This is a genomic window from Marinomonas phaeophyticola (assembly GCF_026966905.1).
GTDB lineage: Bacteria > Pseudomonadota > Gammaproteobacteria > Pseudomonadales > Marinomonadaceae > Marinomonas > Marinomonas phaeophyticola.
In genome coordinates, this window is sequence record NZ_JAPUBN010000020.1 from 27,181 (window position 1) to 44,156 (window position 16,976).

At 42.2% G+C, this 16,976-nt stretch carries 13 protein-coding genes and 1 pseudogene; 10 read left to right on the top strand and 4 right to left on the bottom strand.

What is annotated here, in order from left to right:
- Window positions 1-41: 41 nt before the first annotated feature.
- Both O1D97_RS16325 and O1D97_RS16330 read right to left on the bottom strand, forming a co-directional pair.
- Window positions 42-611 carry a DJ-1/PfpI family protein gene (locus O1D97_RS16325; RefSeq protein ID WP_269127231.1) on the bottom strand — a complete coding sequence of 190 codons (570 nt, stop codon included), beginning with the start codon at window positions 609-611 and terminating at the stop codon, window positions 42-44.
- Window positions 612-766: 155 nt separating this feature from the next.
- Window positions 767-1,912, bottom strand: coding sequence for an iron-containing alcohol dehydrogenase (locus tag O1D97_RS16330; protein ID WP_269127232.1), 1,146 nt, complete (start codon window positions 1,910-1,912; stop codon window positions 767-769).
- Between the two features lie 359 nt (window positions 1,913-2,271).
- Between O1D97_RS16330 and O1D97_RS16335 the strand changes: the two genes are divergently transcribed.
- A complete protein-coding gene (locus tag O1D97_RS16335) occupies window positions 2,272-4,551 on the top strand; it encodes a YgiQ family radical SAM protein (protein WP_269127233.1) in 2,280 nt (759 codons plus the stop codon).
- Between the two features lie 80 nt (window positions 4,552-4,631).
- Here O1D97_RS16335 and O1D97_RS16340 read toward each other — a convergent pair whose 3' ends face one another.
- Complete coding sequence (locus O1D97_RS16340) at window positions 4,632-5,585, bottom strand: D-2-hydroxyacid dehydrogenase family protein (RefSeq protein ID WP_269127234.1); 954 nt, start codon at window positions 5,583-5,585, stop codon at window positions 4,632-4,634.
- A 179-nt stretch (window positions 5,586-5,764) separates the two neighbouring features.
- A complete protein-coding gene (locus tag O1D97_RS16345) occupies window positions 5,765-7,186 on the bottom strand; it encodes an adenylyltransferase/cytidyltransferase family protein (protein WP_269127235.1) in 1,422 nt (473 codons plus the stop codon).
- A 468-nt stretch (window positions 7,187-7,654) separates the two neighbouring features.
- Between O1D97_RS16345 and O1D97_RS16350 the strand changes: the two genes are divergently transcribed.
- From O1D97_RS16350 to O1D97_RS16390, 9 genes and pseudogenes are all read left to right on the top strand, one after another.
- Window positions 7,655-9,433 (top strand): ATP-binding protein, encoded by a 1,779-nt coding sequence (locus O1D97_RS16350; RefSeq protein WP_269127236.1) that lies wholly within the window; start codon window positions 7,655-7,657, stop codon window positions 9,431-9,433.
- A 3-nt stretch (window positions 9,434-9,436) separates the two neighbouring features.
- Window positions 9,437-10,774, top strand: a complete 1,338-nt coding sequence (locus O1D97_RS16355) for a cobyrinic acid a,c-diamide synthase CobB (protein ID WP_269127237.1) — start codon at window positions 9,437-9,439, stop codon at window positions 10,772-10,774.
- A 12-nt stretch (window positions 10,775-10,786) separates the two neighbouring features.
- Window positions 10,787-11,974, top strand: a complete 1,188-nt coding sequence (locus tag O1D97_RS16360) for a cobalt-precorrin-5B (C(1))-methyltransferase (protein WP_269127238.1) — start codon at window positions 10,787-10,789, stop codon at window positions 11,972-11,974.
- Window positions 11,961-12,518 carry a sugar O-acetyltransferase gene (locus O1D97_RS16365; protein WP_330221501.1) on the top strand — a complete coding sequence of 186 codons (558 nt, stop codon included), beginning with the start codon at window positions 11,961-11,963 and terminating at the stop codon, window positions 12,516-12,518. The genes O1D97_RS16360 and O1D97_RS16365 overlap by 14 nt, the downstream gene beginning before the upstream one ends.
- Window positions 12,515-13,294 (top strand): precorrin-6A/cobalt-precorrin-6A reductase, encoded by a 780-nt coding sequence (locus O1D97_RS16370; RefSeq protein WP_269127239.1) that lies wholly within the window; start codon window positions 12,515-12,517, stop codon window positions 13,292-13,294. The genes O1D97_RS16365 and O1D97_RS16370 overlap by 4 nt, the downstream gene beginning before the upstream one ends.
- A pseudogene (locus tag O1D97_RS16375) lies at window positions 13,291-13,930 on the top strand (precorrin-8X methylmutase). The gene O1D97_RS16370 and the pseudogene O1D97_RS16375 overlap by 4 nt, the downstream one beginning before the upstream one ends.
- Window positions 13,930-15,276, top strand: a complete 1,347-nt coding sequence (gene cbiE, locus O1D97_RS16380; RefSeq protein WP_269127240.1) for a precorrin-6y C5,15-methyltransferase (decarboxylating) subunit CbiE — start codon at window positions 13,930-13,932, stop codon at window positions 15,274-15,276. Before O1D97_RS16375 ends, cbiE begins: the two are co-directional and overlap by 1 nt.
- Before the next feature lie 144 nt (window positions 15,277-15,420).
- Window positions 15,421-16,152 carry a precorrin-2 C(20)-methyltransferase gene (cobI, locus tag O1D97_RS16385; protein WP_269127427.1) on the top strand — a complete coding sequence of 244 codons (732 nt, stop codon included), beginning with the start codon at window positions 15,421-15,423 and terminating at the stop codon, window positions 16,150-16,152.
- Window positions 16,153-16,198: 46 nt separating this feature from the next.
- A complete protein-coding gene (locus O1D97_RS16390) occupies window positions 16,199-16,966 on the top strand; it encodes a cobalamin biosynthesis protein (protein WP_269127241.1) in 768 nt (255 codons plus the stop codon).
- Window positions 16,967-16,976 lie beyond the last annotated feature (10 nt).

Below are 16,976 nucleotides of genomic sequence, written 5' to 3' on the forward strand. Positions count from 1 at the left end.
GCTATTACCTTAATTAGATGATGTTATGTCCCTAACAAATATTAGGCTTCTAAAAGGATGTAGAGCTGAGATAGCCAAGCAGGGTGTGCTGGCCAAGCAGGGGCGGTTACTAAGTTGCCATCAGTAATGGCTTGATCAACAGGAATATCTGCGTATTTGCCCTGTGCTGCTTCGACTTCATATCGACAGGCAGGATAAGCAGAGCAGGTTCTGCCTTTCAATACTCCCGCGGCACTTAGTAGTTGAGCGCCATGGCAGACGGCCGCTACGGGCTTATTGGCATCAAAAAAATGACGAATGTGTGATAAGACGGTTGGGTTGAGTCGTAAATACTCAGGGGCTCTGCCACCAGGAATCACTAATGCATCATAATCCTGAGGGTCAATTTCATCAAAGGTGGCATTCAATGCAAAGTTATGACCTACTTTTTCGCTATAAGTTTGATCACCTTCAAAGTCATGAATGGCTGTTTTGACACTTTCTCCAGCTTTTTTATCAGGACAAACCGCATCCACTTGATAGCCATTGGCAAGCAGGGCTTGAAAAGGCACCATAGTTTCATAGTCTTCAGTGAAATCACCGGTAATCATCAGGATTTTTTTATTTTTCATTGTCTCGTCCTATTGTTTAGTAATAATCAGGAACTTATTTGTAACAACAAAAGGATGTCAGTAGGTATTATTCTATTAATACATTGGAATGAAGTAAGTGAAAAAACTAAGAAAACGCCTCTTGTATAATATAAGAGGCGTATGCATTTTGTTATTTAAGCGGCGCTTTCCAGAATGGCTTGAGTGACTTTTAATGTGATGGCTTGATGTTCTCCCAATGCTACTGCTCCATGTTTTTCGAGGGAATTAAGGATGGTTGGGATAGCTTCGACGGCATCGATATTCGCATCTTTTAAATGAGTGGCCACACCTAATGAGTTATATAAGGCTTCAATTGCATCGACGGTATCTAGCGCTAGGGTATCAGACTCAGGTAAATCAAAGACATTTGCTCCCATTTGTTCTAACTTATCTTTCTTTACTTCAATTTGGTTACGCAGAAGTGATGGTTGTACTAAAGCAAGGGTGCGAGCATGGTCTACACCATAGTGAGCCGTGAGTTCATGACCAATCATATGGGTAGCCCAATCTTGCGGACCTCCTGTTCCAATTAATCCATTTAAGGCCTGATTTGCTGTCCACATAAGGTTATTACGCCATTTGGATGAATCTCTATGTTGGTAATCTTTTGCTAACCTAATTAGACTACGAAGCAGAACTTCCGCATAGCCTTCCTGTACCCATGAGTCTGTTTTGATGGTTAAGTATTGTTCACACACATGAACAAAAGCATCCACTATGCCATTGATTAATTGTCTCTCTGGTAACGTTTTGATTACATTTGGATCGAGTACTGCAAAAACGGGTAAGACGTTTGGATTCATAAATGCCAATTTATCTTGAGTTGATTTTTTAGTAATGACGGCCGCTGCATTGGATTCAGACCCAGTGGCAGGTAGCGTTAGGATAGTGCCTAGAGGAATGGCTTTTGTTACTTGATGTTTCCCTGTCAATATATCCCAGCCTTCGCCATCATAACAAATAGCTGCCGCAACGTACTTACTGCCATCAATTACGGAACCTCCACCGACAGCAAGAATAAAATCGGCATTTTCATTACGAGCCAAGGCAACAGCCTTATCAAGTGTTTCAATAGTCGGATTTGATTCAACGCCAGAAAACTCAAGCCAGACATGATTTTTTAAAGCGTTACTTACTTGGTCGTAAACACCGTTACTTTTAATTGAGCCCCCGCCATAGATAACCAATACTTTTTTATCGGTGGGAATCAAAGTTTCAATGCTCGAAATGCTGTTTTCGCCAAATTGGATCTGGGTCTTATTAGAATAACTAAAATTCATGAATATAAACTCCTTGAAAAACGGTTAGTTGTAGAAGGTCACAAAGCCTTACAAATAAAAAAATCACCCTAGTATGGTACAGAATAGTGAAACTTACTCTGTTAATGGGGGCTTTTTGTGTCTATTGAAGCATTCAATAAGTCATTAAATGTGTAAACAAGTTTTTATCGACTCAATTAGATGGTTCTATTCTGGGAAACGAAAATTCTAGACGACTAAGTAAGAACGTCTTGTTATTTGCTTATCTTAAGAGGAATGCTGTATACCTGAGTGTTTTTCTGGGATAATGCTTGGTATTCATCTAATCTAAACATCTATTTGTTACCGCTTATTCTGGTAAGCCCATCAAGAGCAAAATCATGATAAAAAAACACAAAACAGCCCCTGATCTATTCTCATACCCACAATACTGGGCTGAGTGCTACGGTGTGTCACCATTTCTACCGACTTCACGAGAAGAAATGGATCAATTAGGTTGGGACAGCTGTGATGTAATTATCGTAACGGGTGATGCCTATGTTGATCATCCAAGCTTCGGTATGGCCGTAATGGGTCGTTTATTGGAGCGACATGGTTATCGAGTAGGTATTATTGATCAGCCGGATTGGCGTAGTGCAGAAGACTTTAAGCGTTTAGGTGAACCGAACCTTTTCTTTGGTATTACTGCGGGTAACATGGACTCCATGATTAACCGTTATACAGCAGACTTAAAAGTGCGTAACGATGATGCTTACACGCCTTATGGTGCAGGAGGCAAACGTCCTGACCGTGCTGTTATTGTTTATTCTCAACGCTGTAAAGAAGCCTTCCATAAAGTACCTGTCATGATAGGTGGTATTGAAGCCAGCTTACGTCGTATTGCACAATATGATTATTGGAGTGATGAAGTTCGTCGTTCTGTGCTCATTGACTCAACAGCGGATATATTACTATACGGTAATGCTGAGCGAGCCATGGTCGAGGTCACGCACGCCATCGCGAATGGCCGCAAAATGTCTGAATTAACCGACATCCGTGGCACAACGATTATCCGTAATGCCCCTCCAGGAGGCTACACTGAGATAGATTCGACCCGCGTTGACTGGCCAGGCAAAGTTGAAAAAATTTACAGTCCCTATGAATACATTCCTGAAGGGAAATGCCAAGATGGTGAAGAAGATTCGGATGTGATGCCTATTCGAGTTATTCCAGCTCCTTTGCGTCGTGGTAATAAATTAGACCCAGCCAAAACCTATGTACGTTTACCGTCTTTTGAAAAAGTTTCGAAAGATCCTGTTCTATATGCCCATACATCGCGAATTTTGCATTTAGAGTCTAATCCTCATAATGCTCGAGCGTTAATTCAAAAGCACGGGAAAAAAGAGATTTGGGTTAATCCACCGCCAATTCCACTAGAAACGCCAGAAATGGACGGAGTGTTTGATTTACCTTATGCCCGAGTACCGCACCCTAAATACGGGAAAGCGCGAATTCCAGCCTATGATATGATTAAAACCTCCATAAATATTATGCGGGGTTGTTTTGGCGGCTGTACTTTCTGTTCTATTACGGAGCATGAAGGTCGCGTTATTCAAAGTCGTTCCCACGAATCGATCTTGAGTGAAATAGAAGACATCAAAGCAAAAGTGCCTGGTTTTACTGGTCATATCTCGGATCTTGGTGGTCCAACCTCAAATATGTACACATTGAACTGTAAAGATGATGAAATACAAGCGTCTTGCCGTAAGTTGTCTTGTGTCTTCCCTGTTATTTGTGAAAATCTAAATACGGATCATAGCCCAACTACAGAGCTGTATCGTAAAACGCGTGCGGTAGAAGGAGTACACACGGTTTCTATTGCGTCTGGGTTACGTTACGACCTAGCTGTAGAGGATCCTGAGTATGTACGAGAGTTAGTGACTCATCATGTTGGTGGCCTGTTAAAAATTGCGCCAGAACACTCTGAGAAAGACACGCTTTCTAAAATGATGAAGCCAGGTATGGGAACTTATGATACGTTTAAACGCATGTTCGAAAAGTATTCTAAAGAAGCCGGAAAAAAACAGTACTTGATTCCTTACTTTATTGCGGCGCATCCGGGCAGTAATGATGAAGACATGATGAATTTGGCATTGTGGCTGAAGAAGAATGACTTTAAACCGGATCAAGTGCAAACGTTTTATCCATCGCCTATGTCATTGGCAACCGCTATGTATCATTCAAATAAAAACCCATTGAAACCAGTTTCTTATAAAAGTGAAATGGTGCATAACACCAAAGACGCGGCCCAGCGTGTAACGCAAAAAGGCTTTTTACGTTATCATGATTCTAATAACTGGCCTGCCTTACGTAAAACCCTAAGAGAAATGGGACGCGAAGATTTAATTGGTAGCGGGAAAGATAAGTTAGTGCCTGCAGAAGAAGCCGATAACCGTCAGGGGCGTCGACCAGTGAAAGCCAAGCCTGGACAACAAACTGGTGCGTCACATTCCAGTAATCGACCAACCCGAGAAAACATTGAAGCGAGAGAAAGAGCGAAAAGAAAACAAGAAGCGGAAGAAAGAAGGAGAGCGGCTAATACGAGTTCGAGTAGTACGCCAAGTACCGTGAAAAGAAAACCCAAACCTAAATCAAAGGTTAAGCGTCGAACAACGGGCTAAGTTAAGTCCTTCCAAGTTAAATCAAAAGCCGAATAAGTATTATGTGTACTTATTCGGCTTTTTAATTTTCAGATGTTCTGTTATTCAGTTTGGTTTTGGGCCTGTAAATACTTTAGGATATTCTCAAAGGCGACCTTAAAATAGAGTTGGTAGCTATTGTGTTCCACATATCCTAAATGGGGGAGGGCAAGGACATTTTCTAGCTGAATTAGGGGCTCTATTGCTGGCGTTGCCGGCTCGATATCATAAACATCAATGGCGGCTCGCTTTGTCTGTACTCGAGTCAGTTCCTCTAAGAGCGCATTTTTCTCTATTAATTCCGCTCGGCTGGTATTTACCAATAAAGAATCCGCTTTCATAGATCGTAGATCGGATTGAGTAACACAACTTCTCGTTACTTCATTGAGTCGCAAATGTAAGGTGACAATATCCGATGCAGTAAAAAACGCGTCTTTTGATACCGCCGAGGAAAAACCATCTTGTACGGCTTTCTTCCTTGAAGGTTCTCTTCCCCATATGAGTACTTCCATCCCAAATGCTTTTGCATACTGAGCAATGCGTTGACCGATTTTTCCATACCCCCAAATACCTAATGTGAGTCCATTCAGTGTTCTTCCTAAACCTAGGATACCTGATTGCTGCCATTGCCCTTGCTGTAATCGGTCTGCATAAGAGGGGATATGACGAGACGCTGACATAATGAGTGCCCAGCATAATTCTGATGGAGCGACAGGCGAACCAATACCTTCAATTACGTCAACACCGTACTTTTTACAAAGCTCAACATCAATGTGATTACTGACTTTGCCCGTTTGACTGATGAGTTTTAATTGAGGAAGCCCAGCGAGAAGGGATTCCGTTATCAGGGTTCTCTCACGAATTAAAACGATAGCCTCTACATGTTGTAACTGCTCTATTAGCGTTTCTTCGGAGTAGCTAGCAGTGAGTACGGTTACATCATGGTCGGCTAATAGGGTAAAGCAATCTAACTGTCGAACCACATCTTGATAGTCGTCTAATATGGCTATTTTCATAGTAATGTTAACCTCTTTTTAGACCGTATTAAATATTCAGGGCCGTTTGTTATGTTTATTTTTTATTCATTATTCATTATTGAGCTGCTTAATCACTCTTTGCTTGAGCTGAGAACTAGAGATTCCCTTGGTTTCAGGTGCATAAATAACATGAACACCTATTGCGTTTAAGCGTGGTTCTAATGTATTCCAGCGGGGGAGTTATTCCAATTACCGCCACAAACAACCAGATCAACTTCTAAGCTTTGAATCCATTCTATCGCGTTATCTGTGTCATCCATCCTCGCTGCTACAAGGACAGTTTGGTCGACAAAATCTAAGGACTCAATAAACTGACGGCGTTCAGATTGTGTCAGAATAGGATGATAGCCCTTGGTTATTTTACTGAATTCATCGGGCGATATACCGACAGTAAGGTGGTCTCCCTGTTTTTTCGCATAATGCAAATAGTTCATATGACCGATATGAAATAAATCGAAATAGCCCAGAGCCAAAACCTTAGTTTTCTTTGATGTTAAGGGGGAATCGGTAAGTGTCGTGTGGTTAAGCTTGTTTTGAAAATGCGTTAATAACTTTCTTAAAAAAGTATCGTTTGGCTGTTTTTGAACTAGGGTTTCCAAAATTCGTAGGCATTTTTGTATGTTATTTTTGCCCCAATGTGCATATAAACGAGAGTAAGCATAACAGCGAGCTAGAGGAGAAAAGACCGGCATATTTTTGGCGCAAATAATAGTATCAAACCAGGGATCTTCTTCTTTCCACTCTTCACCATAGAGTGACTCTAAGAAAGGCTTGGGTTCTTTTAAATAATAGATTGAGCCGCTGGGGGAGGGTCTCGTTTCCAACTGAATTGCTGGGAAGTAAGTAATTCGGTTCCATTCGAAGGGAACATTTTTCATCCATAAACCAGAAATCGCTTTGCCGCTTTTTTCTTCTGTGCCAAAACCACATAAATCGATAACAATACCAGAGGAATGCTGAAAGCAGCGCGGATTGATTAAATCATAGGATCTTGATACTTCTCGCCAACCGTTTTCTTTTATAAGTTCAATGGCTTTTGGCATTTGTAACCAGTCAATACCAATATCAATGTCTTTATCGTTGGGCAATAGCTTCTCTGTACGTTCGAGACCTAGTAAGGTTCCGGCTGTTGGAAAAGCATAGATTCCAGCTTTATAAAAAGCCGCTAATACTTGCCATAATAGGTGTAAGGCTGCACCAGAATCAAAGTGTGGATTTATCTTATCCTTTTCTTTGAACTTTTGTTCATGAATAACATCGTGATTTTCGGAAGCCCATTTTGCCATCAATGCATTGTAGAAAAACTCAGCCGATTTAATCAATTTACCTGTTTGTCGATAGTGCTGGGCGAGTACAAAATGGGAATCTGCAATGTGTGGGTAATGGGTAATGATGGACGTTAATTCATCTAAATAACCATCACCTTCACCTTTTGTAATGGCAACTTGAGCCAAATATAAACGAATTAATATATGTTTAGGGTGTTGCTTAGTAAGAGATTGTAACAGCTCCTCCGCGGCATCAAGTTGCCCTTGCTCCATAAGCGATAAAGCGTATTGAAATTGTTTTGTAAATGGCATGTTTATGGAAATCTTTGATTTAAAAAGTGACTTAAACTCTAATCCCATTGAGATAGTAAAGTCTAGAATTAAACCAGATTTATTCTTTAGCAATAGTTCTTTTATATTAGATAATAAAACCGTTCTTTCAATTCTGTTATTCGCTTATTTAAAGAGAGGGCCGATTGGTTATTAAGTATTTAAGCGAGTTTGATATCAATAAAAAAACCAGATTCTTTAAAAAGCAATCTGGTTAAAAAGGAACCTTGGAAAAGAGGGGGAACGTTTCGCTAATTCAATAGGTGTTGCTAGAGGTTTTCATTGAACTGTCTTGTTGGCTTTTATCAAGTGAGTGAAGTAGATTAACTTTGTCTTGAATAATGTTATTCGGCAATTTACTTAAGCTCAGGTAAACTGTACCTCATGATGGTTTTGACTGTGTTATCCCAACGCATCAAACAATGAAAACTGCAGTGTAAAAGGTTCATAATGGCTGTTTCTGAACGTAAAGAATTCCCTTTCTCCGCCGTTGCTGGGCAAGATCAATTTAAATTAGCATTGATTCTAGCCGCTATAAATCCATTAATCGGTGGTGTATTAGTCAGTGGTCCTAGAGGGTCCGCTAAATCTACTTTGGCAAGAGGCATTGCCGGTATTTTACCTCAGGATGACAGTGGTGTTGATGCCGCGTTTACTACTTTACCTTTAGGTGCAAGTGAAGAGCGTTTGTTGGGGACGTTAGATCTACAACAGGTACTTAATGATAAAAAAGTTGCGTTTCATCCTGGGTTATTAAGTAAGGCTCATGGTGGTGTCTTATATGTAGATGAAGTAAATTTATTGGCGGACAATCTAGTTGATCAGTTATTAGATGTAGCCGCGAGTGGCGTTAATCGCGTTGAAAGAGATGGTATTAGCCATGAGCATGACGCTCGCTTTTTGTTGGTGGGTACAATGAACCCGGATGAAGGCGAGCTTAGGCCACAGCTGCAAGACCGATTTGGTTTAATGGTTCAGTTGACGAATCAATATACTCTTGATGAGCGTATGCAGATCGTGCAATTAAGGGAAAAATTTGATAATGATGCCGTGGTATTTTGTGAGGCATTTCGTTTTAAACAGAAAAATTTAAGACAAAGTATTCAAGTTGCACGTACTCAGCTTAAAAAAGTGACATGCAGTGATGCTATTCGTATGGAAATAGCTCAACGCTGTCATTTGGCTAGAGTAGATGGTGTACGTGCTGATATTGTCTGGGTTCGTGCGGCTATGGCTCACAGTGTGTGGCGTGGTTCGTCACAAGTGGGCCTTCAAGATGTAGACAAAGTAGAAGAGCTGGTATTGGCTCATAGGCGTCAAACGCCACCGTCTTCTGGTCAACCTCAACCCCCTTCAGAAAATCGTTCTCATAATCCTCCTCATAATGATTCAGCGGCTTCGAGTAGACGTCCAGCGGATTCTCATAAAGCAATGAATACTGCCCCAAAAGGCGAGTCTGATCAGGATCAAAAAGAAGGAGATTGGGGGTCAATGAACGTGCAGAGCTTTATAAGTGAGACATTAGTAAAGTGTTCAAGCAAAAATGAATTTGTGTCTTCAAAGAAGACGCTTAAGCCTCCGTTTTTTAATTTTAGCGATAAGCACTATGGAGGTAAAGAAAAAGGGCTATCAAGCGGAGGTCAAAGGCCTAACTTAATGCGTCAGGGGGATAGTGTTGATTGGTTTACGACTGTGATTAAAAGCCCTTATGAATGGCCTCCTAGGAAATTGCATTATCAATCTCGTAAATTAGGTCGAGCTATGTTGCATTTCATTTTATTGGATACTTCGGCATCGACGGTAGGACAGGCTTTTTTAAAACGTGGAAAAGAAGCGATTTTAGCGATTGCCGAACACGCGTATTTACGACGTGAAGAAATTGCTATTTTAGGATTTGGTAATAACCAAGTAGTGTCCCTGTTGCCAAAAATGAGAGCACCCAAAGAGCTTTCTGCTCAATTAAGCAAAATCCAAGCTGGTGGAGGAACTCCTTTAAAAATGGCACTAGTAAAAGCCAGTGAACAACTAATCCGATGGCAACGAAATCAACCGGAGCTACAAAGTCATGTGTATTTAGTGACAGACGGTAGAACGTCACTTGAGTCCATATCGACTCGTTTTCTTTCACCTTGCAGTGTCCTAGACACGGAAGTGATTCCTGTTAAACGTGGCCGCGCTGAGCAACTTGCTCATTGTCTTGGGGCCCAGTATTTTTTATTAAAGGCTTAATTCATGTCGGTTGCTGCTCCTATTTACTGTCCCGCTCTCTTTTTAACTGCGCCGGCCTCAAATCAAGGTAAAACAACGATTACAGCGGCACTCGCCCGCTACTTTTCTCAACGGGGAAAAATCGTTCGAGTATTTAAAACGGGCCCAGACTATCTTGATCCACAAATTCTCGCACAGGCATCCGGACAGCCAGTTGAGCAATTGGATATGTGGATGGCTGGCGAAGAATATTGCCAAAATAGCTTATATGAAGCCGCTAAAAATGCGGATTTGATTTTAGTAGAAGGGGCCATGGGGATGTTTGATGGTGAGCCCTCAAGCGCCGATTTGGCGGCACGTTTTGGTATTCCATTAGTGATTGTAATGGATGTGAAAGGTATGGCTCAAACAGCCGCCGCGATTGCTCATGGGCTCGCGACTTATCGTGATGATGTTACCGTAGCAGGCCTAATTGCGAATCGTTGTGGCAGTGAACGACATGCACAATTAATACGGGATGCATTGCCTGAGAATTTGCCATTACTGGCCAGTTTAAAAAGAAATGAAGAGATAAGCTTGCCTGAGCGTCACCTAGGGTTAGTTCAAGCGGCTGAAGTAAAAGAGGAACTGGAAACGCGTTTTAATAAGGCGATTCAATGGCTACAAGACACGCAAGATACGGATTTATTAACTTTGCCAACGGCGATTGCGTTTTATCCTGTGATGCTTGAAACCGAAAAAACCGAGCCCTTATTAGCGGATAAAGTGATTGGTATTGCCAGAGATGCGGCGTTTAGTTTTATTTACGATACAAACATCTTAGCTTTGGAGTCTCTGGGCGCTCGTTGTGTGTTTTTCTCACCGTTAAAAGATAAGCATTTACCAGAGGTCGATGCTTTATGGCTCCCGGGAGGTTATCCTGAATTGCATACGCGAGCTCTGTCTGAGAACCAATCTATGTTGATTGACATTCGAGTCTTCCATCAAGCAAATAAGCCTATTTTAGCTGAGTGTGGTGGTTTGCTTTATAGCTTGGAGAGTTTAACAGACTTAACGGGCCAAACCTTCCCTATGCTCGGTATTCTAGAGGGGCAAGGTGCGATGCGGGGGAAACGTGGTTGCCAAGGCATGCAAACAGCTTGTTTACCGCAAGGGGAGGTCAGGGCACACGCTCACCATCGTTCTCGAAGTGAAAATACTCCTGAGCCAATAGGCCACGGGCGACGTCAGCGGCATTCCGCACCAGGTGAACCTATTTTTCAACGTAAGGGGTTAACCGCCAGTTATCTGCATTTATATTTTCCTTCGAACCTTACTGCGATTGCGAAGATTTTTTCATCCGCCGCATCGATTGATCGTTAGGTGATTAATTAAATGTGGCCTGAAAGCAGTGATACACCAGCCGCCTTACGTACTGGTTTAACCACGGGATGTTGTGCGACGGCGTGTTGTGTGGCGGCGGCTAATAAGTTATTTACGGGAAAATCATTAAAGAAAGTAGAAGTGCTATTACCAAAAGGGTCAATTGTTCAATTGAATATTGATTCTATTATTGAGGGCGAGTTAGCCGCGAATACGGAGTCAGTTAGAGCTGCGACGATTAAAGATGCGGGAGATGACCCTGATGCCACTCATGGAGCAACCGTCTTTGTTGAGCTGACTCTAATAGATACTCAAGGTGTCTATTTCTCTGCGGCAAAAGGCGTGGGTACAGTTACTCGTACAGGGTTGTTACTGGACGTGGGGGAGCCTGCAATTAACCCCGTTCCCAGAAAAATGATGACAGAGCATCTTGAGTCCCTCGCGAAGCAATACCGCTATCTCGGCGGTTTCTCTGTGGCGGTAGGTGTGGAGAATGGTGAAAGTATTGCTTTGAAAACCATGAACCCTCGTTTAGGTATCCTTGGGGGCTTATCCATTCTTGGTACAACCGGTATTGTGAGGCCGTTTTCTTGTGCTGCCTATATTGCGTCCATCCATCAAGGCATTGATGTGGCGAAAGCAAATGGCATAGTGCATATTGCGGCAACGACCGGAAATGCCAGTGAAGCGGCGATACAAGCTCATTACGAACTCCCTGATATGGCGCTTATTGAAATGGGAGACTTTGTCGGTGCTGTGTTGAAGCAAGTGAAAAAAGTAGAGAGCTTACAACCTCAGCTTAGTAAAATAAGTTTTTGTGGTGGTTTTGGCAAAATAACTAAATTGGCGGCAGGCAATATGGATCTAAATAGTCGAGCATCGAGTATTGATCTCAATACATTGGCTGATTTAGCGTCAACTTTGGGGGCTCCGACAGCGCTGTTAGAGAGAATGAGAGCAGCGAATACCTCCACGGAGGCCTTGTCTTTTTGCGTCGCAGACAATATCCCTCTCGGCGATGCTATTTGTGCTAATGCGGTGGACTTTGCTCGTCGTTGGATTCCATTACATATGGAGCTTGAAGTTTTTGCGATAGACAGAAAAGGCCAATTCGTTGGATATGCTCAGAGCCAAGCTTATGTAGGTCCTGAAAGAGCATGTATTTCTAAAGAGGGTAAAACAAACCATGATGAAAACTGAAAAAGAAAAAATGCTCGCAGGTGAAATGTATATGCCTTGGGATGCTGAATTAACCAAAGACAGGATTCAGGCTAAAGAACACTGCTTTCAACTTAACCAAACCTCTCCAACTCAAACAATTGCCCGCCAAGATATTATTAGAGCGCTTTTTTCCATGACTGATGAGGCTTGGATAGAGTCTCCTTTTCACTGTGATTATGGTTATAACATTCGCTTTGGCAAGGGGTTTTATATAAATCACGGCTGTACCTTATTAGATGCCGCATTGATCACATTTGGAGATAATTGTTTATTGGCTCCAGGCGTGGTGATCTCAACAGCTGGGCATCCTCTTGATGCGACTGAGCGGGCGTCTGGTTTAGAGTTTGCAAAAGCCATTACTATTGGTAATGACGTTTGGTTTGGAGCCAATGTAACGGTTTGCCCTGGAGTCACTATCGGCAATAATGTGGTGATAGGTGCAGGTAGTGTCGTTACGAAAGACTTGCCATCGAACACTGTCTGTGTGGGGTCACCCGCTAAAGTTATACGGGAAATTGAATGACAATTTTATTATTAGGCGGTACTGCCGATGCTCGTTATGCCGCGGACGCTTTACATCAAGCCGGTCTGAAAATTATTTACAGTATTGCTGGGCTGGTTCGAGTCCCAAAAGTGGACTGCGCTCTATTAGTAGGTGGCTTTTCTAAGCGAGGAGGGTTATCCCATTACATTGAAAAAAATAATATTCGCGCGATTGTGGATATCACCCACCCTTATGCACAAAATATGAGCAATAAAGCGGTGTTAGCCGCTAAAAAACAGAATATTCCCTATTGGCGTCTAGATAGGGCTGCTTGGACGCCTTTAACTGGGGATAAGTGGACCGAGTACGCGAGTGATATAGAGCTCTCCGATATTTTAAAAAATACTAACAGGCCACTTTTGAGTGCGGGTCAAGTGGACTCGGAGCGGCTTTGGTCTTGGGCTGATCAAGCAAATATAGAGCGTATTTTTTGGCGAACAGCCGTTGCTCCTAAATTTGATATTCCTGCGAATGTAACCTGGTTAAAAGCCATCGGTCCATTTAGTTATGAGCAAGAACGGTCTCTCATAGAACAGTATAATATTGATGCCATTATTACTAAAAATAGTGGTGGTGAATCCACTTATGCCAAGTTGGTGGTCGCAAGAGATAAAGGGCTGCCGGTGTTTTTGCATCGCCGTCCTATTTTATTACCTGCAGAGCGTGAGTTTTATGATGTGGAAAGTTGTGTAAAAGCTTGCGTTGATGCCTTTGGTACGCCTAATAACTTTTTTGAGGGAGCAAGGTCTCAATGAGTTTTTCCTATGAAATTAATCCTCAGGCTATTGAGAAAGAGAGTTTTCGTCAAATACGTGAGCTGACTAAATTGTCTGAATTCTCTCTTGATGAGCAGCAAGTAGTGATGCGTATCGTACACAGTATGGGATTGCCCGACGTGTCAGAGGCCGTACGTTTTAGTCAAAATGCTTGTCAGTCCGGACGTATCGCATTAGCCAATAATTGCGCTATTTTATGTGATGTAGAAATGGTTAAGCAAGGTATTACCAAGCGTATGATAGAGAAAGAACCATTGTGCTTTCTAAATGATATACGTACCCCTATATTAGCAAAAACTCGTGGCGAGACACGCTCTATGGCGGCCTTGACTCTTTGGGAAGGGGCATTAGGTGGTAGTGTTGTTGTGATTGGGAATGCACCAACGGCGTTATTCAGATTATTAGAAATGATTCAGCAAGGTGCACCAAAGCCTGCTCTAATTATCGGGATGCCAGTTGGATTTGTTGGTGCAGCAGAATCTAAAGAGGCTTTATGGGAACGGCATCGAGAACTGGATATCGAATGCATTACCTTATTGGGACGTTGGGGGGAGTGCCGTTACATCAGCCACTTGTAATGCCTTATTACGTTGTAATATAGGGGAGTACTATTGATGAATACATTTATTGTGAATGGTGATCTTGCTCGTCACAATTTGACGATTCATATTATTGGCCTAGGTGTTCAGCAAGAGGCGGTTCTAAATTCGAAAGCGCAAATCGCGCTATTAGATGCTGATTGTATTATGGGTTCGGAACGGCAATTAGAAACCGTGGCTCGCTTTACCGCGGATGCCCAAGTAACGATTCTACCAAGCTTAAAAAACTTACTTGAGGTAATGGATGATCTCGTAAAAGAGGGCGTGCAAAGCCTAGTTGTATTAGCTTCTGGAGACCCTTTGTTTTTTGGAATTGGGCGTTGGTTTCGTCAAAGGTTTCACTTATCTCAATTGCACTTCTATCCTGCTATCTCCAGTATACAAGCGACGTGTCATGCTTTGGGGTTATCACTCCAGGATGTGACAGTAGTTAGTTTACATGGTCGGCCGTTAACAAATTTAAGGCGTTATTTACAGCCAAATAGGACTCTAGTCATATTGACGGATGGATTAAGTAATCCCCTTGCTATCGCTCAAGAGTGTCAACTTTCAGGTTTAGATTTATCCTTATTGACTGTGTGTGAAGATCTTGGTTATCTCTCTCAACGGGTACGATCTTTTTCTGTTCAAGAGTTAATTGATTTACCGCCTAAGGAAGACACAGAATCTTTGTCGAAACAAGATAATGTGGATTTCTCAGCGTTAAACATTGTGGTGTTAGAAACGTCTTCGCAAATTAGCTTCTATCCCTCTTCTATCGGAATTGAAGACCGCAAGTTTATAACCGATAAAGCCCAAGGGAAGGGCATGATTACTAAACGTGATGTGCGGGTGGCGATTTTGTCTTATTTGCAAACGGATGAGAATGATACTGTTTGGGATGTTGGCGCGGGGTGTGGTGGTGTTTCCGTTGAACTTAGTTATTGGAATGCCTCCGCTAAACTTTATTCCATTGAGCATCATCCTGAGCGACTAACGTGTTTGCATGCTAACAAAGAGCGCTTCGGTGTATCGAACATGACTGTTGTCCCTGCGAGTGCACCTGAAGGATTACACGAATTGCCCGATCCAAATAAGGTGTTTGTTGGTGGGAGTGATGGTCGTCTGGATGAGGTGCTGAATATTTCTTGGCAACGATTACCTTCGGATGGCATATTGGTCGCAACGGCGGTTACAGAAAACTCTAAGCGCATTTTATTGGACTTTGCGGAAAGAATACGTTCTTATCAAGGACATCATAATTTACCTCATGGGGAGACAATGTCTGTACAGTTCTCTATAGCGAAAGAAGAAGAGCTTTCTAATCAACGGGTTTATCGACCCTCTCTCCCTGTGACTCTTTTTAAGTTTAGTAAACGATAAGGAATCTTTGTGCCAGAGTTGTGTTTATCTGAATTAAGTCAAGCTGACATCGCATCACTACAGTCCAGTTTAGGTGTTGAACCTGTGGAGCAACAAACTGAGCGAGTTATGCCTTTATCGGATTCCGTTGGGTATCATGAAAAAATGAAAAAACCTAAAGGTCGTTTTATTGGTGTCGGAGTGGGTCCAGGTGACCCTGAATTGATTACCTTAAAAGCATTAAGGCGTATCCAATCTGCCATGACGGTGAGTTATTTAACGAATGCTAAGGGGTCATCTCAAGCAAAAGACATCGCTGTAGAAGCATTTGAGTCCGTTGATCATGACCAAGATCATATTGGAATTATGATGCCCATGTCGATGGATCGAAATTCCGCCAATTTAGCCTATGATGCCGGGGCATTTGCGATTCGAAAAGCATTGGATAAAGGTCAAGACGTGGTGTTTTTATGTGAAGGAGACCCTTTATTCTTTGGTTCTTTTGCGTATTTAATGGAACGGCTTGAAAACTCTTATGAATGTGAAGTAGTGCCTGGAGTCTCGTCCATTCATGCGGCGGCCTCAGCCCTAAAACACCCGTTAACCATGCAAAAAGAATCTTTTACTGTCGTTAGTGGTCGACATTCTGATGCTCAAATTGAGCAAGCATTAACACAACATGATTCCGTTGTGATAATGAAGGCAGGGCGTGAGCGGCCTCGTATATTGTCTTTACTGCGAATAACAGATCGTATTGAAGACGCGCAATATCTTGAGTATATAGGTCGTGAAAATGAATTGATTTGTAAGGATGTGGCTAACTTATCTGATGAAGTAGGCCCTTACTTTTCCTTATTTGTAATTACTCGCTCCGCTTTTAAGCGTGATGAACCCTAACGATCAAAATCTAATTAGAGTGAATAATTAGTTTTAACGGGCCCTTATGATTCGCATTATTGCTCTAACAGAACAAGGTTTGTTACTCGCAAACAAACTTGTTAATGAAGACCTTGTTGATGGCCGTGTCTGGTTTAAGCCCCAACCCTTTAAAAAGCAAGTACAAGAGGCTTTTTTAAAGGGTGAAAGACTGATCTTTATTTGTGCAACAGGGATTGTTGTTCGCACGCTAGCGCCCGTCCTGCAGAGTAAATTTCGAGATCCACCTGTACTAGTAATGGACGAACAAGGTGAGTTTATTATTCCATTACTATCTGGACATGAGGGCGGTGCGAATGACTGGGCCGAGGCTCTCAGCGGTAAACTTCATTCGAAGTGTGTGATTACTACGGCTAAGCCTTATACAAAACCTGTATACACTGTTGGTATGGGATGTGAACGTAATTGCCCGTTAGACTATCTAGAAAGCTTGTTCTTAGATTGCTTGTCTCAAGCTAATTTAACAATTGATCAAATTGACAGTATCCATAGTATTTCAATTAAAGCCAATGAGGTGAACTTAATTCATTTGTGTGAAAAACTTCAAAAACCATTTATCACTTGGGATGCTTTATCGTTAAGAAAGGTGGAGCCTTTGCTAGATAGTCGGTCAGACTATGTTTTTAGTGTAGTGGGTGTCTATGGTGTGGCAGAATCGGCGGCTTTATATGGTGCTCAACAACTAAAGGGTACAACACCTGAGTTGATGTTAAAAAAACAGAAAAACTCAAAAGCAACCTGTGCTATTGCTCGGAGCTTTTCTGCTACTCGATAAGTTCAGTGCG